Genomic DNA, 17,796 nt, shown 5'->3' with positions numbered 1-17,796 from the left:
CACCCACCGACCAGCAAGGAGAAGCTGACCCCATGACCGAGATCTTCTACGACGACGACGCCGACCTGTCGATCATCCAGGACCGCCAGGTCGCCATCATCGGCTACGGCTCCCAGGGCCACGCCCACGCCCTGAACCTGCGCGACTCCGGCGTGGACGTGCGCATCGGACTGGCCGAGGGCTCCCGCTCCAAGGCCAAGGCCGAGGCCGAGGGGCTGCGCGTGCTCAGCGTGGCCGAGGCGGCCGCCGAGGCCGACGTCATCATGATCCTCACCCCGGATCAGGTCCAGGCCCAGATCTACCGCGAGTCCATCCAGCCGCACCTGCAGCCCGGGGACGCCCTGTTCTTCGCCCACGGGTTCAACATCCGCTTCGGCTACATCGAGGTGCCCGAGGGCATCGACGTCGCGATGGTCGCCCCCAAGGGCCCCGGGCACACGGTGCGCCGCGAGTTCGAGGCCGGCCGGGCCGTGCCGGCGCTGGTGGCCGTGGAGGTCGACGCCTCCGGGAAGGCCATGGACCTGGCCCTGTCCTACGCCAAGGCCCTGGGGGCCACCCGCGCCGGGGTCATCAAGACCACCTTCACCGAGGAGACCGAGTCGGACCTGTTCGGCGAGCAGGCCGTGCTGTGCGGCGGCGTGTCCCAGCTGGTCCAGTACGGCTTCGAGACCCTGACCGAGGCCGGCTACCAGCCGCAGATCGCCTACTTCGAGGTGCTGCACGAGCTGAAGCTCATCGTGGACCTGATGAACGAGGGCGGGATCACCAAGCAGCGCTGGTCCTGCTCGGACACCGCCGAGTTCGGTGACTACGTCTCCGGGCCGCGGGTCATCACCCCGGACGTCAAGGAGCACATGAAGGAGGTCCTGGCGGACATCCAGAACGGCTCCTTCGCCCAGCGGTTCATGGACGACCAGGCGGCCGGCGCCCCCGAGTTCACCCGGCTGCGCGAGCGCGGTGCCGCCCACCCCATCGAGAAGACCGGCCAGGAGCTGCGCAAGCTGTTCTCCTGGAAGTCCGCCGATGAGGACTACACGGACGGCTCCGCCGCCCGCTGATCCCCTCCGGTGCGCCGGGGCGGAGGAAGCTTCCTCCGCCCCGGCCGCCCCGCCCTCGCGGGGCACCCCCAGCGCCGCACCACTCCACCCCGCATCCGCGGATACCCACCCCCCGCCGCACCCCAAGCGAAGGAACCCCCGTGAGCGACAAGCCCGTCGTCCTGCTCGCCGAAGAGCTCTCTCCCGCGACCGTCGAGGCCCTGGGCCCGGCCTTCGAGATCCGCCGCACCGACGGCGCGGACCGCACCCGGCTGCTGGCCGACATCGCCGAGGTCGACGCGATCCTGATCCGCTCGGCCACGACCCTGGACGCCGAGGCCATCGCCGCCGCCCACCGCCTGAAGGTCATCGCCCGCGCCGGGGTCGGCCTGGACAACGTGGACATCCCCGCCGCCACGGCCGCGGGGATCATGGTGGTCAACGCCCCCACCTCCAACATCATCTCCGCCGCCGAGCTGACCGTCGGGCACATCCTGGGTCTGCTGCGCAACATCTCCCAGGCCAACGCCTCGCTGCGGGCCGGGGAGTGGAAGCGCTCGGCCTACACCGGCACCGAGCTGTACGAGAAGAAGGTCGGCATCATCGGCCTCGGGCGCATCGGCGGGCTGGTGGCCGAGCGCCTGGCGCCCTTCGGCACCGAGCTGCTGGCCTACGACCCCTTCGTCACCGCCCCGCGCGCGGCCTCCCTGGGCGTGCGCCTGACGGACCTGGAGACCCTGCTGGCCGAGGCCGACGTGATCACCATCCACATGCCCAAGACCCCCGAGACCATCGGGATGCTCGGGGCCGAGGCCTTCGCCGCGATGAAGGACACGGCCGTCGTCGTCAACGTCGCCCGCGGCGGACTGGTGGATGAGCGTGCCCTGGCCCAGGCCCTGAAGGAGGGGCAGATCGCCGGGGCCGCGCTGGATGTCTTCGAGACGGAGCCGGACACCGGGCTGGACCTGGTGGACCTGCCGCAGGTGGTGACCACCCCGCACCTGGGCGCCTCCACCCGCGAGGCCCAGGAGAAGGCCGGGGTGTCCGTGGCCCGCTCCGTGAAGCTGGCCCTGGAGGGCGAGCTCGTCCCGGACGCGGTCAACATCGCCGGCGGACCCATCGACGCCGACGTGCGCCCCGGCATCGCGCTGGCCGAGAAGCTCGGGCGGGTGCTCACCGCCCTGAGCACGGACTCGCCGCTGACCAGCATCGAGGTGCGCATCGCGGGGGAGATCGCGCAGAAGGACGTCTCCTCCCTGCGCCTGGCGGCCCTCAAAGGCGTGTTCACCGACGTGGTCTCGGAGAAGGTCTCCTACGTCAACGCCCCCATGATCGCCGAGCAGCGGCAGGTGGAGACCTCCCTGGTGACCACCCCCGAGGTCGAGGGCTTCCGCAACGAGACCACGATCAGCGCGATCCTGGCCGACGGCACCCGGCTGTCCGTCTCCGGCACGGTCACCGGCCCCAAGCTGGTGGAGAAGCTCACCGGGATCAACGGCTTCGACTTCGAGGTCAACCTCACCGACCACATGCTCCTGCTGGACTATCGGGATCGCCCGGGGATCATCGCCGCGATGGGGACCCTGCTGGGCACCGCCGGGGTCAACATCGCCGGCATGCAGGTCTCGCGGGCCGAGAACGAGGAGCGGGCCTTCTCCGTGCTCGCCCTGGACTCCCCGGCCGCCCCCGCGATGGTCGCCTCCATCCGGGACACCATCCGCGCCGGCCTGGCCGCGGCCGTGTCCCTGACGGACTGAGCCCGCAGGATCCGCCACCTCGATACAGTGGGAGCCATGACTTCACCCGCCGATCCGTACTACCTCACCACCGCGATCGTCTACCCCAACGGGGATCCGCACATCGGCCACGCCTACGAGCACATCGCCTGCGACGTGTTGGCCCGGTTCAAGCGCCTGGACGGCTACGACGTGCGATTCCAGACCGGCACGGATGAGCACGGACAGAAGATGCAGACCTCCGCGGCTAAGCAGGGCATCACCGCCAAGGAGCTGGCCGACGCCAACTCCGCGAAGATCCGGGCCATGGACGATCTGCTGGGGATCAGCTACGACCGGTTCATCCGCACCACGGATCCCGACCACGCGGCCGCTTGCCAGGAGATGTGGCGGCGCATGGAGGCCAACGGGGACATCTACCTGGACACCTACGCCGGGTGGTATTCGGTGCGCGATGAGGCCTTCTACGCCGAGGAGGAGACGGAGCTACGCTCGGACGGGGTGCGCTACGCGATCCCCACCGACACCGAGGTGGAGTGGACGGAGGAGGAGTCCTACTTCTTCCGCCTCTCCAAGTACCAGGACCGCCTGCTGGAGCTGTACCGCACCGAGGGCCTGGCCATGCCGGAGCACCGGCGCAACGAGGTCGCCTCCTTCGTGGCCTCGGGGCTGCGGGATCTGTCCATCTCCCGGACCACCTTCGACTGGGGCATCCCCGTGCCGGGGGATCCGAAGCACATCATGTATGTGTGGGTGGACGCCCTCACCAACTACCTCACCGGCCTGGGCTTCCCGGACGTCGACGGCGAGATGTTCCGCCGCTACTGGCCGGCGGACTTCCACGTGATCGGCAAGGACATCATCCGCTTCCACACGGTCTACTGGCCGGCCTTCCTCTGGTCGGCCGGCATCGAGCTGCCCCGCAACGTCTTCGCCCACGGCTTCCTGCTCGTGGACGGGGCCAAGATGTCCAAGTCCGTGGGCAACGTGCTGGATCCGGCGCAGCTGGTGGACTCCTTCGGGGTGGACCCGCTGCGGTTCTTCCTGCTGCGCGAGGTCACCTTCGGCCAGGACGGCTCCTACAGCGCCCCGGCGATCGTCTCGCGGATCAACTCGGACCTGGCCAACGACCTGGGCAACCTCGCCCAGCGCTCGCTGTCCATGGTCGCGAAGAACTGCGGGGGAAAGGTCCCGGAGGCCGGGGAGCCGACCCCGGAGGACGCCGCCCTGCTTCAGGCCGCCGACGCGCTGCTGCCGGCGGTGCGCCGGGACCTGGAGGTCCTGGACTTCCACCGCGCGCTGGATCGGATCTGGCGGGTGATCGCCGAGGCCAACCGCTACTTCACCGCCCAGGAGCCGTGGAAGCTGCGCAAGGCGGACCCGGAGCGGATGGCGGCCGTGCTGGCCACGACGCTGGAGGTCCTGCGGATCGTGGCGCTGCTGGTGCAGCCGGTGATGCCGACGTCGATGGCCCGGCTCCTGGATCAGCTGGGCCAAGAGGAGGGCTCGGCGCGGATGTTCTCCGCCGTCGAGCAGCGCATCCGCCCCGGCACCGAGCTGCCCAGTCCGCAGGGGATCTTCCCCCGCGTGGAGCTGCCCGAGTCCTGAGCAGACAAGGCTCCTGCCTTGTGAGGGGTGCACACAAGGCTATGGCCTTGTAGGATCGTTCCATGGTGTTCGTGCTCACGGTCGATCAGATCGACTCCCGCCACCACCCGGATCGCATCCCGGAGCTGGACGGCGCCCCCTGGGCGGATCGCGCCCGCCTGCCCTTCGCCCGGACCGCCGGGGATGAGGCCCAGGCGGTGTTCGATGAGGCCCGGGACGCGCTGCGCTGCGCGGTGGAGCTGGCCCTGACCGGCCGGTGGCACTGCGGGATCGGGCAGGGCCCGGCCCGCCTCCCGGCGGGGCAGCCGGATTCCCGGGCCGGGCGCGGCCCCGCCTTCCTCCGGGCGCGCACCGCCGTCGAGCAGGCCAAGGCCGACCCCTCGCACCTGGGCTTCCAGGGCGGCCCCGCCGACGCCGACCCTGCCGGGCCATCTTCCGCGGAACCGGACCCGGATGCACCCCGGCCGGGTGCACCGGATCTGGCCGCCGCCGTGCAGGCCCAGCTGCGCCTGATCCTGCGGGTGCGCGCTCGGCAGCGCGAGACCACGCGGCAGGCCTACGACCTGGCGCTGACCGGCCTGACCCAGGCCGAGGCCGCGGCCCGGCTTGGCATCACCCAGCAGGCCGTCTCCGAGCGGCTGGACACCGCCCTGTACCGCCCACTCGAGGAGGTCATGGGCCACGCCGTCGCGCTGGCCGCGGCCCTCGAGGCGCGCGAGGGCTCCGAGGCCCGGGCCTCGAATCCTCGGACCTCCGGCACACCGACCGATGGGAGCAGACCATGACCTTCATCGCCCTCGTCCTGTCCCTGACCGCCGCCTTCATCGGGGCCGTCACCTGCCTGCGCGTGCCGCTGGCCTCCACGCGGCGGCGGGTGGCCTGGGCGGCCGTGCTGCTGGCCCTGCTGGTGGTGTGCGCGGTGCTGCTGCTCGCCGATCCCGGCACGCTCGCAGGCCAGGCGCCCAGCCTCGGCGCCGTCGAGGTCCTGCTGCTCGTGCTCGGGTGCGCGGGAGCGGCGGCCCCGGGCGGATCGGTCGTCAGCGCCGCCGTGCTCGGGCTGGCCCACCGCACGACGATTCCCGACGGCTCGGCCGGCCCGTCTGAGCCGCAGGATCCGGAGCGGGATCCCGTGCTGCGCGGCGGACTGTGGATCGGGCTGCTGGAGCGGGCCGCGGTCTTCGCCGCGCTGCTGCTGGGCTGGCCGGCCGGGCTCGGCGTGATCGCGGCGATCAAGGGGCTGGGACGCCTCGGGCAGCTGCGCGGCGGGGCGGGAGCCGAGCGCTTCATCGTCGGCACCTTCGCCTCGGTGCTGTGGGCGGCCGCCTGGGCCGGGCTGGCCTGGCTCGCCGTGCGCGGGGCCGCCCACCGGGGACTGGGGTTCACATCGTGAGACGGGGTGTCCAGGATGCGGTTTCCGCGAGGACCCGAGGACTACCGTGGTGTCATGCCCACCACGTCTGAGCCCCCCGCCCCCTCCTCCGCCGCGCTGGACCTGGCCGTCATCCCCGGGGACGGGATCGGCCCCGAGGTGACCGAGCAGGCCCACCGCGTGCTGGTGCGCGCGGCCGAGACCGAGGGCGTCGCCGTGCGCTCCACCGAGTACGCCCTGGGCGCCGAGCACTGGCTGCGCACCGGGGAGACCCTCACCGAGGGCACCCTCGCTCGGCTGGCCGAACACGACGCGATCCTGTTCGGCGCCGTCGGGGCGGATCCGCGGTCGGCCGAGGTGCCCTCCGGGCTCGTGGAGCGGGAGATCCTCCTGCGCCTGCGCTTCGCCTTCGACCACTACGTCAACCTGCGCCCCTCCCGGCTGCTGCCCGGGGCCGTCTCGCCGCTGCGCGATCCGGGGGAGATCGACTTCGTCGTCGTGCGCGAGGGCACCGAGGGGCCCTACACCGGCAGCGGCGGCTCCCTGCGCACCGGCACCGATCACGAGATCGCCACCGAGGTCTCCGTGAACACGGCCCACGGGATCCGCCGCCTCGTGCGCTACGCCTTCGAGCTGGCCGAGACCCGGCGCCGGCGCCTGACCCTGGTGCACAAGACCAACGTCCTCGTGCACGCGGGGCGGCTGTACTCCCGGATCCTCGACGAGCTGGCCGCCGAGCATCCCGACGTCGCCGTGGACTACCTGCACGTGGATGCGGCGACGATCTTCCTGACCACGGACCCCTCCCGCTTCGACGTGATCGTCACGGACAACCTCTTCGGGGACATCCTCACCGACCAGGCCGGGGCGATCACCGGAGGCATCGGATACGCCGCGTGCGGGAACATCGACGCCTCCGGGGCCCACCCCTCGATGTTCGAGCCCGTGCACGGCTCGGCCCCGGACATCGCGGGACGGGGGATCGCCGATCCCACCGCGGCGATCCTGGCCGGCGCGCTCCTGCTGCGCCACCGCGGGATGGAGGCGGCGGCCGCCGGCATCGAGCGGGCCGTGGAAGCCGACCTGCGGGAGCGCTCCGGAGCCGAACGCTCCACCGCCGAGATCGGGGAGGCCATCCTGACCCGCCTGTGACCGCCCGACCGCCCGCCGCCCCCGAGAAACCCGCCATCCCAGCACCGAAACGAGGAACCCCTCCCATGACCCCCGAGCAGCCCCAGCCCTCCTTCCGCTTCGTCGAGAACACCGATCCGGTCAGCGATGCCCGGCGTCGGGAGATCCTCGCCGATCCGGGCTTCGGGGACCACGCCACGGACTACGTCGCCGCGATCCGGTGGAGCGGGCGCAGCCCGGAGGAGGGCACCTGGACGGACCCGCGGATCGAACCCCGCGCGCCGCTGCAGCTGGACCCTGCCAGCGCCGTGTTCCACTACGGCCAGGAGGTCTTCGAGGGCCTGAAGGCCTACCGGCACGCCGACGGCTCCGTGTGGCTGTTCCGCCCCGAGGCCAACGCGGCTCGGCTGAACCGCTCGGCCGAGCGCCTGACCCTGCCCGCCCTGCCCCCGGAGCTGTTCCTGGCCTCCCTGGACGAGCTCGTGCGCCGCGATCACCGCTGGATCCCCGACGGGGAGGGCACCTCCCTGTACCTGCGGCCCTTCATGATCGCCACCGAGCCCTTCCTCGGGGTGCGTCCCTCCCGGGAGGTGCTCTACGAGGTCATCGCCTCCCCGGCGGGCAACTACTTCGGCACCCCCGAGCCGGTGGACATCTGGCTGTCCACCACCTGGGCGCGGACCCACGCCGGCGGCACCGGATTCGCCAAGTGCGGCGGCAACTACGCCGCCAGCCTGCTGCCCCAGCTGGAGGGCGAGGCGCAGGGCTGCAAGCAGGTGATCTTCACCGACCGGAACCGCGAGGACGCCGTTGAGGAGCTCGGCGGAATGAACGTGTTCTTCGTCACCCGCGATGGGAAGCTGGTGACCCCGGAGCTGACCGGCACCATCCTGCCCGGCATCACCCGCGACTCCGTGATCCACCTGGCCCAGGACCACGGGATCGAGGTCGAGGAGCGCACCGTGACCCTGGGGGAGTGGCGTGAGGGCGTCGCCTCCGGGCAGATCGCCGAGATCTTCGCCTGCGGCACCGCCGCGGTGATCGCCCCCATGGGCCGGCTGCTCTCCGAGCGCGGGGAGATCCCCGCCCCGGCGCAGACCAACGGGGAGATCACCACCTGGCTGCGCGATCAGCTGGTGGGCATCCAGCACGGCACCGTCGAGGACCCCTACGGGTGGATGCACCGGGTCCTGTGACCTGACGGCCGCCTCCCGCCCGGCCGGCGCCGCACCCTCGCGGCGTCGGCCGGGCGGCCACGCGCTAGGCTGGGAGCCATGCGCATCGCGAGATTCACCGCCGAGAACGAACTGCACTTCGGCCGCGTGGACGGTGGGCCGGGGGAGGAGATCCTGACCGTCCTGGCCGGCGATCCCTTCTACACCGGCATCCAGCCCACCCGGCAGACCTACGCGATCGACGACGTCCGCCTCGTCTCCCCGATCATCCCGCGCTCCAAGATCGTCGGGGTCGCGCGCAACTGGAGCGGGCACGCCGAGGAGCTGGGAAACGCGACCCCGAGCACCCCGCAGCTGTTCCTTAAGCCCAATACCGCGGTGGCCGGGCCCGGGGACCCCATTACCCTGCCCGAAGCCAGCGAGGAGGTCTCCTACGAGGCCGAGCTTGCCGTGGTGATCGGGCGCATGGCCAAGTCCGTGCCGGTCGAGCGGGTGCCGGAGGTGGTCTTCGGCTACACCGCGGCCAACGACCTCACCGCCCGGGACCTGCAGCGCACGGACCTGCAGTGGGCGCGCGCCAAGGGCTTCGACGGTGCCTGCCCGCTGGGCCCGTGGATCCAGACCGAGCTGAACACCGAGGAGCTGTCCATCCGCACCTGGCTGGACGGGGACCTCGTGCAGGACGGGACCACCGCGGACATGGTCTTCTCCGTGCCTGAGCTGGTGGCCGCCGTCTCCGAGGCCTTCACCCTGCTGCCCGGGGACGTGATCCTCACCGGCACCCCGGACGGGGTGGGCCTGGTCCGGGACGGGCAGGAGGTCGAGATCGAGATCGAGGGGATCGGCGGGCCGCTGGTGAACACCTTCCGGGACGCCTGAGCCGCCGAGCACCCCCTCCCGGGCGCCCCCCCTCCCGCCATCACACGAACCATCGCACCGAAACATCGCACGAGAGAGCTGAGCTGAACACCGATATGTCCGACGCCATCACCCCCACCGTGAGCGGAAACCGCCCCGTGCGCGTGCGCTTCTGCCCTTCGCCCACCGGCACCCCGCACGTGGGCATGGTCCGCACGGCCCTGTTCAACTGGGCCTACGCCCGGCACACCGGCGGCACGCTGGTGTTCCGCATCGAGGACACCGACGCCGCCCGGGACTCCGAGGAGTCCTTCCAGCAGGTCATCGAGGCCCTGCACTGGCTCGGCATCGACTGGGACGAGGGCGTCGGCGTCGGCGGGCCGCACGAGCCGTACCGCCAGTCCCAGCGCGGGGAGATCTACGCCGAGGTCATCGACAAGCTCGTGGCCGCGGGCCTGGTCTACGAGGACTTCTCCACCCTCGAGGAGGTCGAGCAGCGCCACCGCGAGCGCGGCGAGGACCCCAAGCTCGGCTACGACAACCACGACCGGAACCTCACCGAGGAGGAGAAGGCCGCGTTCCGCGCCGAGGGCCGCCAGCCGGTGCTGCGCCTGCGGATGCCGGATGAGGACATCACCTTCCACGACCTGGTCCGCGGGGAGATCACCTTCAAGGCCGGCTCCGTGCCCGACTACGTGGTGGTCCGGGCCAACGGCAAGCCCCTGTACCCTCTGGTCAACCCCGTGGACGACGCGCTGATGGGCATCACCCACGTGCTGCGCGGAGAGGACCTGCTCTCCTCGACGCCGCGGCAGATCGCGCTGTACCGGGCGCTGGTGCAGATCGGCGTCGCCGAGTTCATCCCGGAGTTCGGCCACCTGCCCTACGTGATGGGCCAGGGCAACAAGAAGCTGTCGAAGCGGGACCCGGAGTCCAACCTCTTCCTGCTGCGCGAGGCAGGGTTCATCAAGGAGGGCCTGGTCAACTACCTGGCGCTGCTGGGCTGGTCCCTGTCCTCGGATCAGGACGTGTTCTCCCTGCAGGAGATGGTCGAGCACTTCGACGTCCGCGACGTGCTGGCCAACCCGGCGCGCTTCGACGTGAAGAAGGCCGAGGCGATCAACGGCTCCCACATCCGCCTGCTGGGCCGGGATGAGTTCGAGGAGCGGCTGATCCCGTATCTGCGCGAGGCCGGCATCGTGCACGAGAGCCTCAGCGACCGGGAGCGGGAGATCCTGCACGCGGCGGCGCCGCTGGTGCAGGAGCGGATGCAGCTGCTGGGGGAGGCCCCGGGGCTGCTGGGGTTCCTGTTCCGCGCAGACGACCAGATCGAGATCGCCGAGGACGCCCGCAAGCAGCTGAAGGAGTCCGCCCCCCAGGTGCTCGACGCCGCACGGGCCGCGCTGGGGGACCTGCAGACCTGGGAGGCCGCCCCGATCGAGCAGGCCCTGCGAGACGCCATCGTGGAGGGCCTGGGGATCAAGCCGCGCCTGGCCTTCGGGCCCGTGCGCATCGCGGTCTCCGGGGCCCGGATCTCCCCGCCGCTGTTCGAGTCTCTGGAGATCCTGGGCCGGGACTCCTCCCTGGCGCGCATCGACGCGCTGCGCGCCGAGCTCGGCGGGACCGCGGACTGACCCGGCCGACGCCGCCGCGCCCGTCCCGCAGCGGGGAGGGCGCGGCGGCGCTGCTCTGTGGGGGAGGACACGCGGCCTCGAGTTGCGCGCCCCGCGGGGTGTCGGTAGAGTGAATGTCCGTTGCAGCGATGGAAGCGGGCCGAAAGGTCGGCCATCCGGCAGCGATGGGATATGGTGTAATTGGCAACACAACGGTTTCTGGTACCGTCATTCTAGGTTCGAGTCCTGGTATCCCAGCGAAGCGCTCAGGCATCTGAAAGCTCGGATGTGAGAAGCTTCACCGAGAATGGATTTTGCAGGATCTCACGGATTCGGTAGAGTTTTTCGAGGCGCAGGACGCCGGGGGATTCCCCGGGGAAATGCTTCCGGCCCCATCGTATAGCGGCCTAGTACTCCGCCCTCTCACGGCGGCAACACCGGTTCGAATCCGGTTGGGGTCACGGCCTAAGATGAGAAGCCCGGCAGAACAGATGTTCTGCCGGGCTTCTCTCGTCTCCGCCCCGATTCTTCCGCCCTTCCTCGGTGATGCCGCGGGCATGGATCGCCGGTCTCGGGGGCGGGCGCCCGGGCCGCCGGTTGCGAACGGACGGCCCGGGCCTGCCCGCCGCCCACCCGCCCCGCTCAGGCTTGGGCGCGCAGGGCGTCGCTGAGCTGGCGGGCGGCCTGGCAGACGACGTCGGCGTGCAGGCGCCCCGGCTGACGGGACAGCCGCTCGATGGGACCGGAGATCGACACCGCGGCGATCACCTTGCCGGCCGGGTTGCGCACCGGGGCCGAGACCGAGGCGATGCCCCGCTCCCGCTCGCCCACCGACTGCGCCCAGCCCCGACGGCGCACCGCCGCCAGCACCGTGGCCGAGAAGCGCGCCTGGCGCAGCCCCTCCAGCAGCCGGTGATGATCCTCCCAGGCGATGAGCACCTGCGCGGCCGATCCGGCCTTCATGGACAGCTGCGTGCCCACCGGGATCGTGTCCCGCAGCCCGATGGGGCGCTCTGCGCTGGCCACGCAGATCCGCCATTCGCCCTGACGGCGGTAGACCTGCGCGGATTCCCCCGTGGCGTTGCGCAGCTGGTTCAGCACCGGCCCGGCCGCGGCGAAGAGCCGATCCTCCCCGGAGGCGGCGGCCAGCTCTCCCAGGCGCGGGCCCAGCACGAAGCGGCCCTGCACGTCCCGGGCCACCAGGCGGTGATGGGTCAGGGCCACGGCCAGGCGGTGCGCGGTGGGCCGGGCCAGCCCGGTGGCCTCCACCAGCTGCGCCAGGGAGGCCGGGCCGGCCTCCAGGCAGTCCAGGATGTGGGTGGCCTTGTCCAGAACCCCGACGCCGCTGGGCCGCACGGCCACGCTCATGGGATCCGCGGTGCCCAGGCCTCCGAGGATGCGCTCCCCGGATTCCTCCGGGTGGATCCCGGTGGGCCCCTCGGGGTCGCTCGGCGTGGTGCTGGTGCTCATGGTCGACGTCTCCGATCTCAAATGGTGGAAGGCTGGTCCATTTCCTGGAAGCCTACCCGATCCCTCGGCACAATGAGTCACCGAGCACACTTCGCGCCGCCCCTCGCGGCGCGGCATCGAGAAGGAGCAAGGACATGGCCGAGGCATCCCGCCCCCGCACCCTGGCCGAGAAGGTCTGGGAGGACCACCGCGTCGTCACCGGGCAGGACGGCGCGCCGGACCTCATCTACATCGACCTGCACCTGCTCCACGAGGTCACCTCCCCGCAGGCCTTCGAGGGGCTGCGCCTGGCCGGGCGGCGCCTGCGCCGCCCGGACCTGACCATCGCCACCGAGGACCACAACACCCCCACCCAGGACATCTTCCGGCGCATCGCGGACCAGACCTCCCGCCAGCAGATCGAGACGCTGCGGGCCAACGCCGCCGAGTTCGGGGTGCGCATCCACTCCCTGGGCGATGCCGAGCAGGGCATCGTGCACGTCGTCGGCCCCCAGCTGGGGCTGACCCAGCCCGGCATGACCGTGGTGTGCGGGGACTCGCACACCTCCACCCACGGGGCCTTCGGGGCCCTGGCCTTCGGCATCGGCACCAGCGAGGTCGAGCACGTGATGGCCACCCAGACGCTGTCCCTGGCCCCGTTCAAGACCATGGCGATCACCGTGGACGGGCACCTGAAGCCCGGGGTCACCGCCAAGGACATCATCCTGGCGGTCATCGCGAAGATCGGCACCGGCGGCGGGCAGGGATACGTCCTGGAGTACCGGGGATCCGCGATCGAGGAGCTGTCCATGGAGGGCAGGATGACCATCTGCAACATGTCGATCGAGGCCGGAGCCCGGGCCGGGATGGTCGCCCCGGATGAGACCACCTTCGCCTACCTCAAGGACCGCCCGCACGCCCCGCAGGGGCAGGAATGGGAGCGGGCGGTGCAGTACTGGCGCTCCCTGCGCACGGACGAGGGCGCGGGCTTCGACGCCGAGGTCGTCATCGACGGCGACGCCCTGGAGCCCTTCGTCACCTGGGGCACCAACCCCGGCCAGGGGGTGCCGCTGTCCGAGGCCGTGCCGGATCCGGGCAGCTTCGCGGAGGAGAGCGCCCAGGCCTCCGCGGCCAAGGCCCTGCAGTACATGGACCTGCGGCCCGGGACCCCCATGAAGGAGATCCCGGTGGACACCGTGTTCCTCGGCTCGTGCACCAACTCCCGGATCGAGGACCTGCGCGCGGCCGCCGAGATCCTGCGCGGGCGCACCAAGGCCGAGGGGGTGCGGATGATGGTCGTGCCCGGCTCCGCCCGGGTGCGCCTGCAGGCCGAGGAGGAGGGCCTGGATCGGATCTTCACCGAGTTCGGCGCGGAATGGCGCTTCGCCGGCTGCTCGATGTGCCTGGGCATGAACCCGGACCAGCTGGCCCCGGGGGAGCGCTGCGCCTCGACCTCCAACCGCAACTTCGAGGGACGCCAGGGCAAGGGCGGACGCACCCACCTGGTCTCCCCGCTGGTCGCCGCGGCGACCGCGGTGCGCGGGACCCTGAGCTCCCCGGCCGACCTGCCCGCCGCACAGCCGGTGCCCGCCTGAGCCCCGCCGCGCTCCCGAGCGGATCCTCGATTCCCGCCCCTTTCGTCGAAGAAGGCCCCGTCATGGAACCCATCACCCGCCACACCGGCATCGCCGCCCCGCTGCGCGCGGGCAACGTGGACACCGATCAGATCATCCCCGCCGTCTACCTGAAGCGGATCACCAAGACCGGATTCGACGACGCCCTGTTCGCCGGCTGGCGCAAGGACCCCGACTTCGTGCTCAACCAGCCGGCCTTCCGGGCCGCCTCCGTGCTGGTGGCCGGACCGGACTTCGGCACCGGCTCCTCCCGGGAGCACGCCGTCTGGGCGCTGAAGGACTACGGCTTCCGCGTGGTCATCTCCGCCCGGTTCGCCGACATCTTCCGCGGCAACGCCGGCAAGCAGGGACTGGTGGCCGCCCAGGTCGAGCAGCCCGACGTCGAGCTGCTGTGGAAGGCCATCGAGGAGGAGCCGGGCCGGCAGATCACGGTGGACCTCACCGAGCGCACCGTGGTCTGCGGCGGGCTGCAGGTGCCCTTCCGGATCGACGAGTACACGCGCTGGCGGCTGATGGAGGGGCTGGACGACGTCTCCCTGACCCTCTCCCACGAGCAGGAGATCGAGGACTTCGAAGCCCGGCGGGCCAGCTTCAAGCCCCGCACCCTGCCGGTGCGCACCTGAGGGGTCGCGCCGGCCCCGCAGCCGGTGCGCGCGGGGCGAATCCACCCCGGTCGCCGGTCCGGGGAATTGGCCTGGACGTGAAACTGAAATAATCTGGGGACGTCCTTTCCGCGACCATCGGCGCTGGTGAGGGCTGCTCGGGCCGCGGCCAGACCGCGCGGCGTTCCCCTCACGATTGGACAGCTATGATCGGCGCTTTGAACATCAAGGGCGGTGAGCCCCTCCGCGGTGAGGTGGCCGTGCGCGGGGCCAAGAACCTCGTCCCCAAGGCCATGGTCGCGGCGCTGCTGGGCGCCAGCCCCTCGCTCCTGCGCAGCGTCCCGGAGATCAAGGACGTCACGGTCGTCACCGACCTGCTGTCCCTGCACGGGGTCACCGTCACCAAGGACCCGGACAACGGGGACCTGACCCTGGACCCGACCAACGTCTCCGTGGCCCAGCACGCGGACATCGACGCCCACGCCGGGGACTCCCGCATCCCGATCCTGCTGTGCGGCCCGCTGCTGCACGCCATCGGCGAGGCCTTCATCCCGGATCTGGGCGGATGCAAGATCGGGGACCGGCCCATCGACTACCACCTGCAGGTGCTGCGCAACTTCGGCGCCGAGGTGGACAAGCTGCCCTCCGGCATCCGCATGATCGCCCCCAAGGGTCTGAAGGGCGCCAAGATCGAGCTGCCCTACCCCTCCGTGGGGGCGACCGAGCAGGTGCTGCTGACCGCGACCCGCGCGGAGGGCAACACCGAGCTGCGCAACGCCGCGACCGAGCCGGAGATCATGGACCTGATCGCGATCCTGCAGAAGATGGGCGCGATCATCACCGTGCAGACGGACCGGGTCATCCACATCGAGGGCGTGCCCGAGCTGTCCGGGTACAACCACAAGGCGCTGCCGGACCGCATCGAGGCGGCCTCCTGGGGCTCCGCGGCCCTGGCCACCGGCGGGGACATCTTCGTGCGCGGGGCCCGCCAGGGGGACATGATGGCCTACCTGAACACCTTCCGGAAGCTCGGCGGCGGCCTGGACATCACCGACGAGGGCATCCGGTTCTTCCACCCCGGGGGCAAGCTGAACCCGCTGATCGTGGAGACCAACGTGCACCCCGGGTTCATGACGGACTGGCAGCAGCCGCTCGTGGTGGCCCTGACCCAGGCCGACGGCGTGTCCATCGTGCACGAGACCGTGTACGAGAACCGCTTCGGCTTCACCACCGCCCTGAACCGGATGGGCGCCTCCATCCAGCTGCACCGCGAGTGCCTGGGCTCGGTGCCCTGCCGCTTCGGGCAGCGCAACTTCCTGCACTCGGCCGTCATCTCCGGACCGACCCCGCTGCACGGGGCGGACATCAACATCCCGGACCTGCGCGGCGGCTTCAGCCACCTCATCGCGGCCCTGGCGGCCGAGGGCGACTCGAAGGTCACCGGGGTGGAGCTGATCAACCGCGGCTACGAGCGCTTCGTGGACAAGCTGCAGGCCCTGGGCGCGCGCTTCGACGTCGACGACGCCGCGGGACGCTGATCCGGATGGCCTCCCAGCAGCCCGGCCCGAGCGGTCACGGCACCGCGGCGGCGGCCCGCGCCACCGGCAACGGCCCCACTAGGGCCGGGGATGCCCTGTTCCACGTGGCGGCCACGGTGGTGCGCGCGGTGTACTCCCTGGCGCTGCGCAAATCCTGGTCGGGTGAAGAGCACCTGCGCCGCGACGGCGGCTACATCGTCGTGGCCAACCACGTGACCGAGGTGGATCCGCTGACCGTGGCCTACCCCGTCTACCGCTCCGGCACGATCCCGCGCTTCCTGGCTAAGGAGTCCCTGTTCCGGGTCCCGGTGCTGGGCGCGCTGCTACGGGCCACCGCCCAGATCCCCGTCTTCCGCGGGTCCATGGACGCCAGCAGGTCCCTGAAGGCGGCCCGCGCCGTGGTGGACGCCGGGGGAGCGGTGATCATCTACCCGGAGGGCACCCTCACCCGGGACCCGGACCTGTGGCCCATGGCCGGGCGCACCGGGGCGGCCCGGCTCGCCCTGGCCACCGGGGCGCCGGTGATCCCGGTGGCCCACTGGGGCGACCAGGAGCTGCTGCCCCCGCACGCGAGTCGGCCCCGCCTGTTGCCGCGCAAGAGCGTGCGCACCCTCATCGGGGCGCCGCTGGAGCTGTCCGATCTGGTGGGCGAGGATCGCACCCAGCACGTGGACCGCGCGGTGCTGACCGAGACCACCGAGCGGATGATGTCCGCGATCACGCAGCTGCTGGAGCAGCTGCGCGGGGAGAGCGCCCCGCCCGGGCGCTGGGATCCCCGACAGGGCCGGCGCGTGAGCCACCCCGAGCGCTGAATCCCGGGAGTCCGGTGCCAGACCGGGCCCCGGCTGATCCTCGGGCCCACGGTCCGGGATGGAGGAGGACGACGATGACCGCACAGCCCGCACCGCACCCCGACGCCGCACGCCACGTCGACGCAGCACCGCACCCCGACCTCGCCCCGGACCCGGCCCCGCAGGGCGGGCTCCCGGGGAAGGTGGCGGTGCTGGGGGCGGGCAGCTGGGGCACGGCCTTCGCCAAGATCACCGCCGACGCCGGAGCCCAGACCCGAAGCCCCTGGCCGGTGGCCGTGTGGGGCCGGGACGCCCAGGCCATGGAACAGGCCCAGCGCCTGCGCACCAACGACCGCTACTTCCCGCACACCCGCCTGCCCGAGGCGCTGGAGTTCTCCTCCGACGCCGCGGCCGTGCTGGACGGGGCCGACGTCGTCGTGCTGGGGCTGCCCGCCCAGGCCCTGCGCGCGCAGCTGGAGGCCGTGCGCGAGGCGGTGGCCCCCGAGGCCGTGCTGATCTCCCTGGCCAAGGGCCTGGAGCGGGGCACCGGCCTGCGGATGTCCGAGGTGGTCGACCAGGTGCTGCCCGGGGCGATCGAGCGGGTCGCCGTGCTCTCCGGGCCGAACCTCGCCCGGGAGATCATCCAGGAGCAGCCCACCGCCTCCGTGGTGGCCGCCCGACACGCCGACGTAGCCGCGCGGGCCGCGGCCGCGTGCAACGCCCCGTACTTCCGCCCGTACACCTCCGCGGATGTGGTGGGGGCGGAGATCGGCGGACTGGTCAAGAACGTCATCGCCCTGTGCGTGGGGATCTGCGAGGGCCGGGACTACGGAGACAACTCGAAGGCCTCCGTGATGACCCGCGGCCTGGCCGAGACCACGCGCCTGGCCCTGGCCCTGGGCGGGCGCCCGGAGACCATGGCGGGACTGGCCGGGATGGGGGACCTGGTAGCCACCTGCTCCTCCCCGCTGTCCCGCAACCACACCGCGGGCCGCCTGCTCGGGGCGGGGCTGAGCGAAGCGGAGGTCGCCGCGCGCATGACCCAGACCGCGGAGGGCATGAAGTCCGCCCGGGTGGTCCTGGAGCTGGCCCGGCGCCACGGGGTGGAGATGCCGATCGTCGAGGCGGTCGTGGCGGTGCTGGAGGGGCGGGTCGCGGTGGAGCAGCTGCAGCCGATGCTGCTGGGCCGGCGCCTGAAGGCCGAGACCCCGCACCGGGACTGATCCCCGCACTCCGGGCCGCTGAGCCCGGCGAC

At 71.8% G+C, this 17,796-nt stretch carries 15 protein-coding genes and 2 tRNA genes; 16 read left to right on the top strand and 1 reads right to left on the bottom strand.

Annotated elements, in window-relative coordinates:
• The first annotated feature begins 32 nt into the window (after positions 1-32).
• From ilvC to KKR01S_RS00335, 11 genes are all read left to right on the top strand, one after another.
• The gene (gene ilvC, locus KKR01S_RS00385) at positions 33-1,058 is read left to right on the top strand and encodes a ketol-acid reductoisomerase (protein WP_058730602.1); all 1,026 of its coding nucleotides are present in this window, start codon (positions 33-35) and stop codon (positions 1,056-1,058) included.
• Positions 1,059-1,198: 140 nt separating this feature from the next.
• Positions 1,199-2,794 (top strand): phosphoglycerate dehydrogenase, encoded by a 1,596-nt coding sequence (gene serA / locus KKR01S_RS00380; protein ID WP_058730603.1) that lies wholly within the window; start codon positions 1,199-1,201, stop codon positions 2,792-2,794.
• Between the two features lie 36 nt (positions 2,795-2,830).
• Positions 2,831-4,381 (top strand): methionine--tRNA ligase, encoded by a 1,551-nt coding sequence (gene metG, locus KKR01S_RS00375; protein ID WP_058730604.1) that lies wholly within the window; start codon positions 2,831-2,833, stop codon positions 4,379-4,381.
• Positions 4,382-4,443: 62 nt separating this feature from the next.
• Positions 4,444-5,166, top strand: coding sequence for a helix-turn-helix domain-containing protein (locus KKR01S_RS00370; RefSeq protein ID WP_058730605.1), 723 nt, complete (start codon positions 4,444-4,446; stop codon positions 5,164-5,166).
• Positions 5,163-5,771 carry a hypothetical protein gene (locus KKR01S_RS10650; RefSeq protein ID WP_061224995.1) on the top strand — a complete coding sequence of 203 codons (609 nt, stop codon included), beginning with the start codon at positions 5,163-5,165 and terminating at the stop codon, positions 5,769-5,771. Before KKR01S_RS00370 ends, KKR01S_RS10650 begins: the two co-directional genes overlap by 4 nt.
• A gap of 54 nt (positions 5,772-5,825) precedes the next feature.
• Entirely contained in the window at positions 5,826-6,902 is a 1,077-nt protein-coding gene (locus tag KKR01S_RS00360; protein WP_061224994.1) for a 3-isopropylmalate dehydrogenase, read from the top strand.
• Between the two features lie 65 nt (positions 6,903-6,967).
• Entirely contained in the window at positions 6,968-8,077 is a 1,110-nt protein-coding gene (locus KKR01S_RS00355; protein WP_061224993.1) for a branched-chain amino acid aminotransferase, read from the top strand.
• Between the two features lie 78 nt (positions 8,078-8,155).
• Positions 8,156-8,935 carry a fumarylacetoacetate hydrolase family protein gene (locus KKR01S_RS00350; protein WP_061224992.1) on the top strand — a complete coding sequence of 260 codons (780 nt, stop codon included), beginning with the start codon at positions 8,156-8,158 and terminating at the stop codon, positions 8,933-8,935.
• 95 nt (positions 8,936-9,030) lie between these two features.
• A complete protein-coding gene (gene gltX, locus KKR01S_RS00345) occupies positions 9,031-10,548 on the top strand; it encodes a glutamate--tRNA ligase (protein WP_061224991.1) in 1,518 nt (505 codons plus the stop codon).
• Positions 10,549-10,713: 165 nt separating this feature from the next.
• Positions 10,714-10,785: transfer RNA gene (locus KKR01S_RS00340), tRNA-Gln, on the top strand.
• Positions 10,786-10,915: 130 nt separating this feature from the next.
• Positions 10,916-10,988: transfer RNA gene (locus tag KKR01S_RS00335), tRNA-Glu, on the top strand.
• A 181-nt stretch (positions 10,989-11,169) separates the two neighbouring features.
• Here the strand turns inward: KKR01S_RS00335 and KKR01S_RS00330 are convergent.
• Positions 11,170-11,895, bottom strand: a complete 726-nt coding sequence (locus tag KKR01S_RS00330) for an IclR family transcriptional regulator (protein WP_058731260.1) — start codon at positions 11,893-11,895, stop codon at positions 11,170-11,172.
• Positions 11,896-12,131: 236 nt separating this feature from the next.
• On the opposite strand from KKR01S_RS00330, the gene leuC reads away from it, so the two are divergent.
• The 5 genes from leuC to KKR01S_RS00305 all read left to right on the top strand — a co-directional run bounded on the left by leuC (position 12,132) and on the right by KKR01S_RS00305 (position 17,764).
• Positions 12,132-13,571, top strand: coding sequence for a 3-isopropylmalate dehydratase large subunit (leuC, locus tag KKR01S_RS00325; RefSeq protein ID WP_061224990.1), 1,440 nt, complete (start codon positions 12,132-12,134; stop codon positions 13,569-13,571).
• 62 nt (positions 13,572-13,633) lie between these two features.
• A complete protein-coding gene (gene leuD / locus KKR01S_RS00320) occupies positions 13,634-14,233 on the top strand; it encodes a 3-isopropylmalate dehydratase small subunit (protein WP_058731253.1) in 600 nt (199 codons plus the stop codon).
• A gap of 185 nt (positions 14,234-14,418) precedes the next feature.
• A complete protein-coding gene (murA, locus tag KKR01S_RS00315) occupies positions 14,419-15,750 on the top strand; it encodes a UDP-N-acetylglucosamine 1-carboxyvinyltransferase (RefSeq protein ID WP_061224989.1) in 1,332 nt (443 codons plus the stop codon).
• 5 nt (positions 15,751-15,755) lie between these two features.
• Positions 15,756-16,562, top strand: coding sequence for a lysophospholipid acyltransferase family protein (locus KKR01S_RS00310; protein WP_081046038.1), 807 nt, complete (start codon positions 15,756-15,758; stop codon positions 16,560-16,562).
• A gap of 74 nt (positions 16,563-16,636) precedes the next feature.
• A complete protein-coding gene (locus tag KKR01S_RS00305) occupies positions 16,637-17,764 on the top strand; it encodes an NAD(P)H-dependent glycerol-3-phosphate dehydrogenase (RefSeq protein ID WP_081046039.1) in 1,128 nt (375 codons plus the stop codon).
• The last annotated feature ends 32 nt before the right edge of the window (positions 17,765-17,796 follow it).

The organism is Rothia kristinae NBRC 15354, assembly GCF_001570865.1.
GTDB classification, from domain to species: Bacteria; Actinomycetota; Actinomycetes; order Actinomycetales; family Micrococcaceae; genus Rothia; species Rothia kristinae.
The sequence above is the reverse complement of the archived record's forward strand: the minus strand, read 5'-3'. Positions and strand labels throughout refer to the sequence as shown.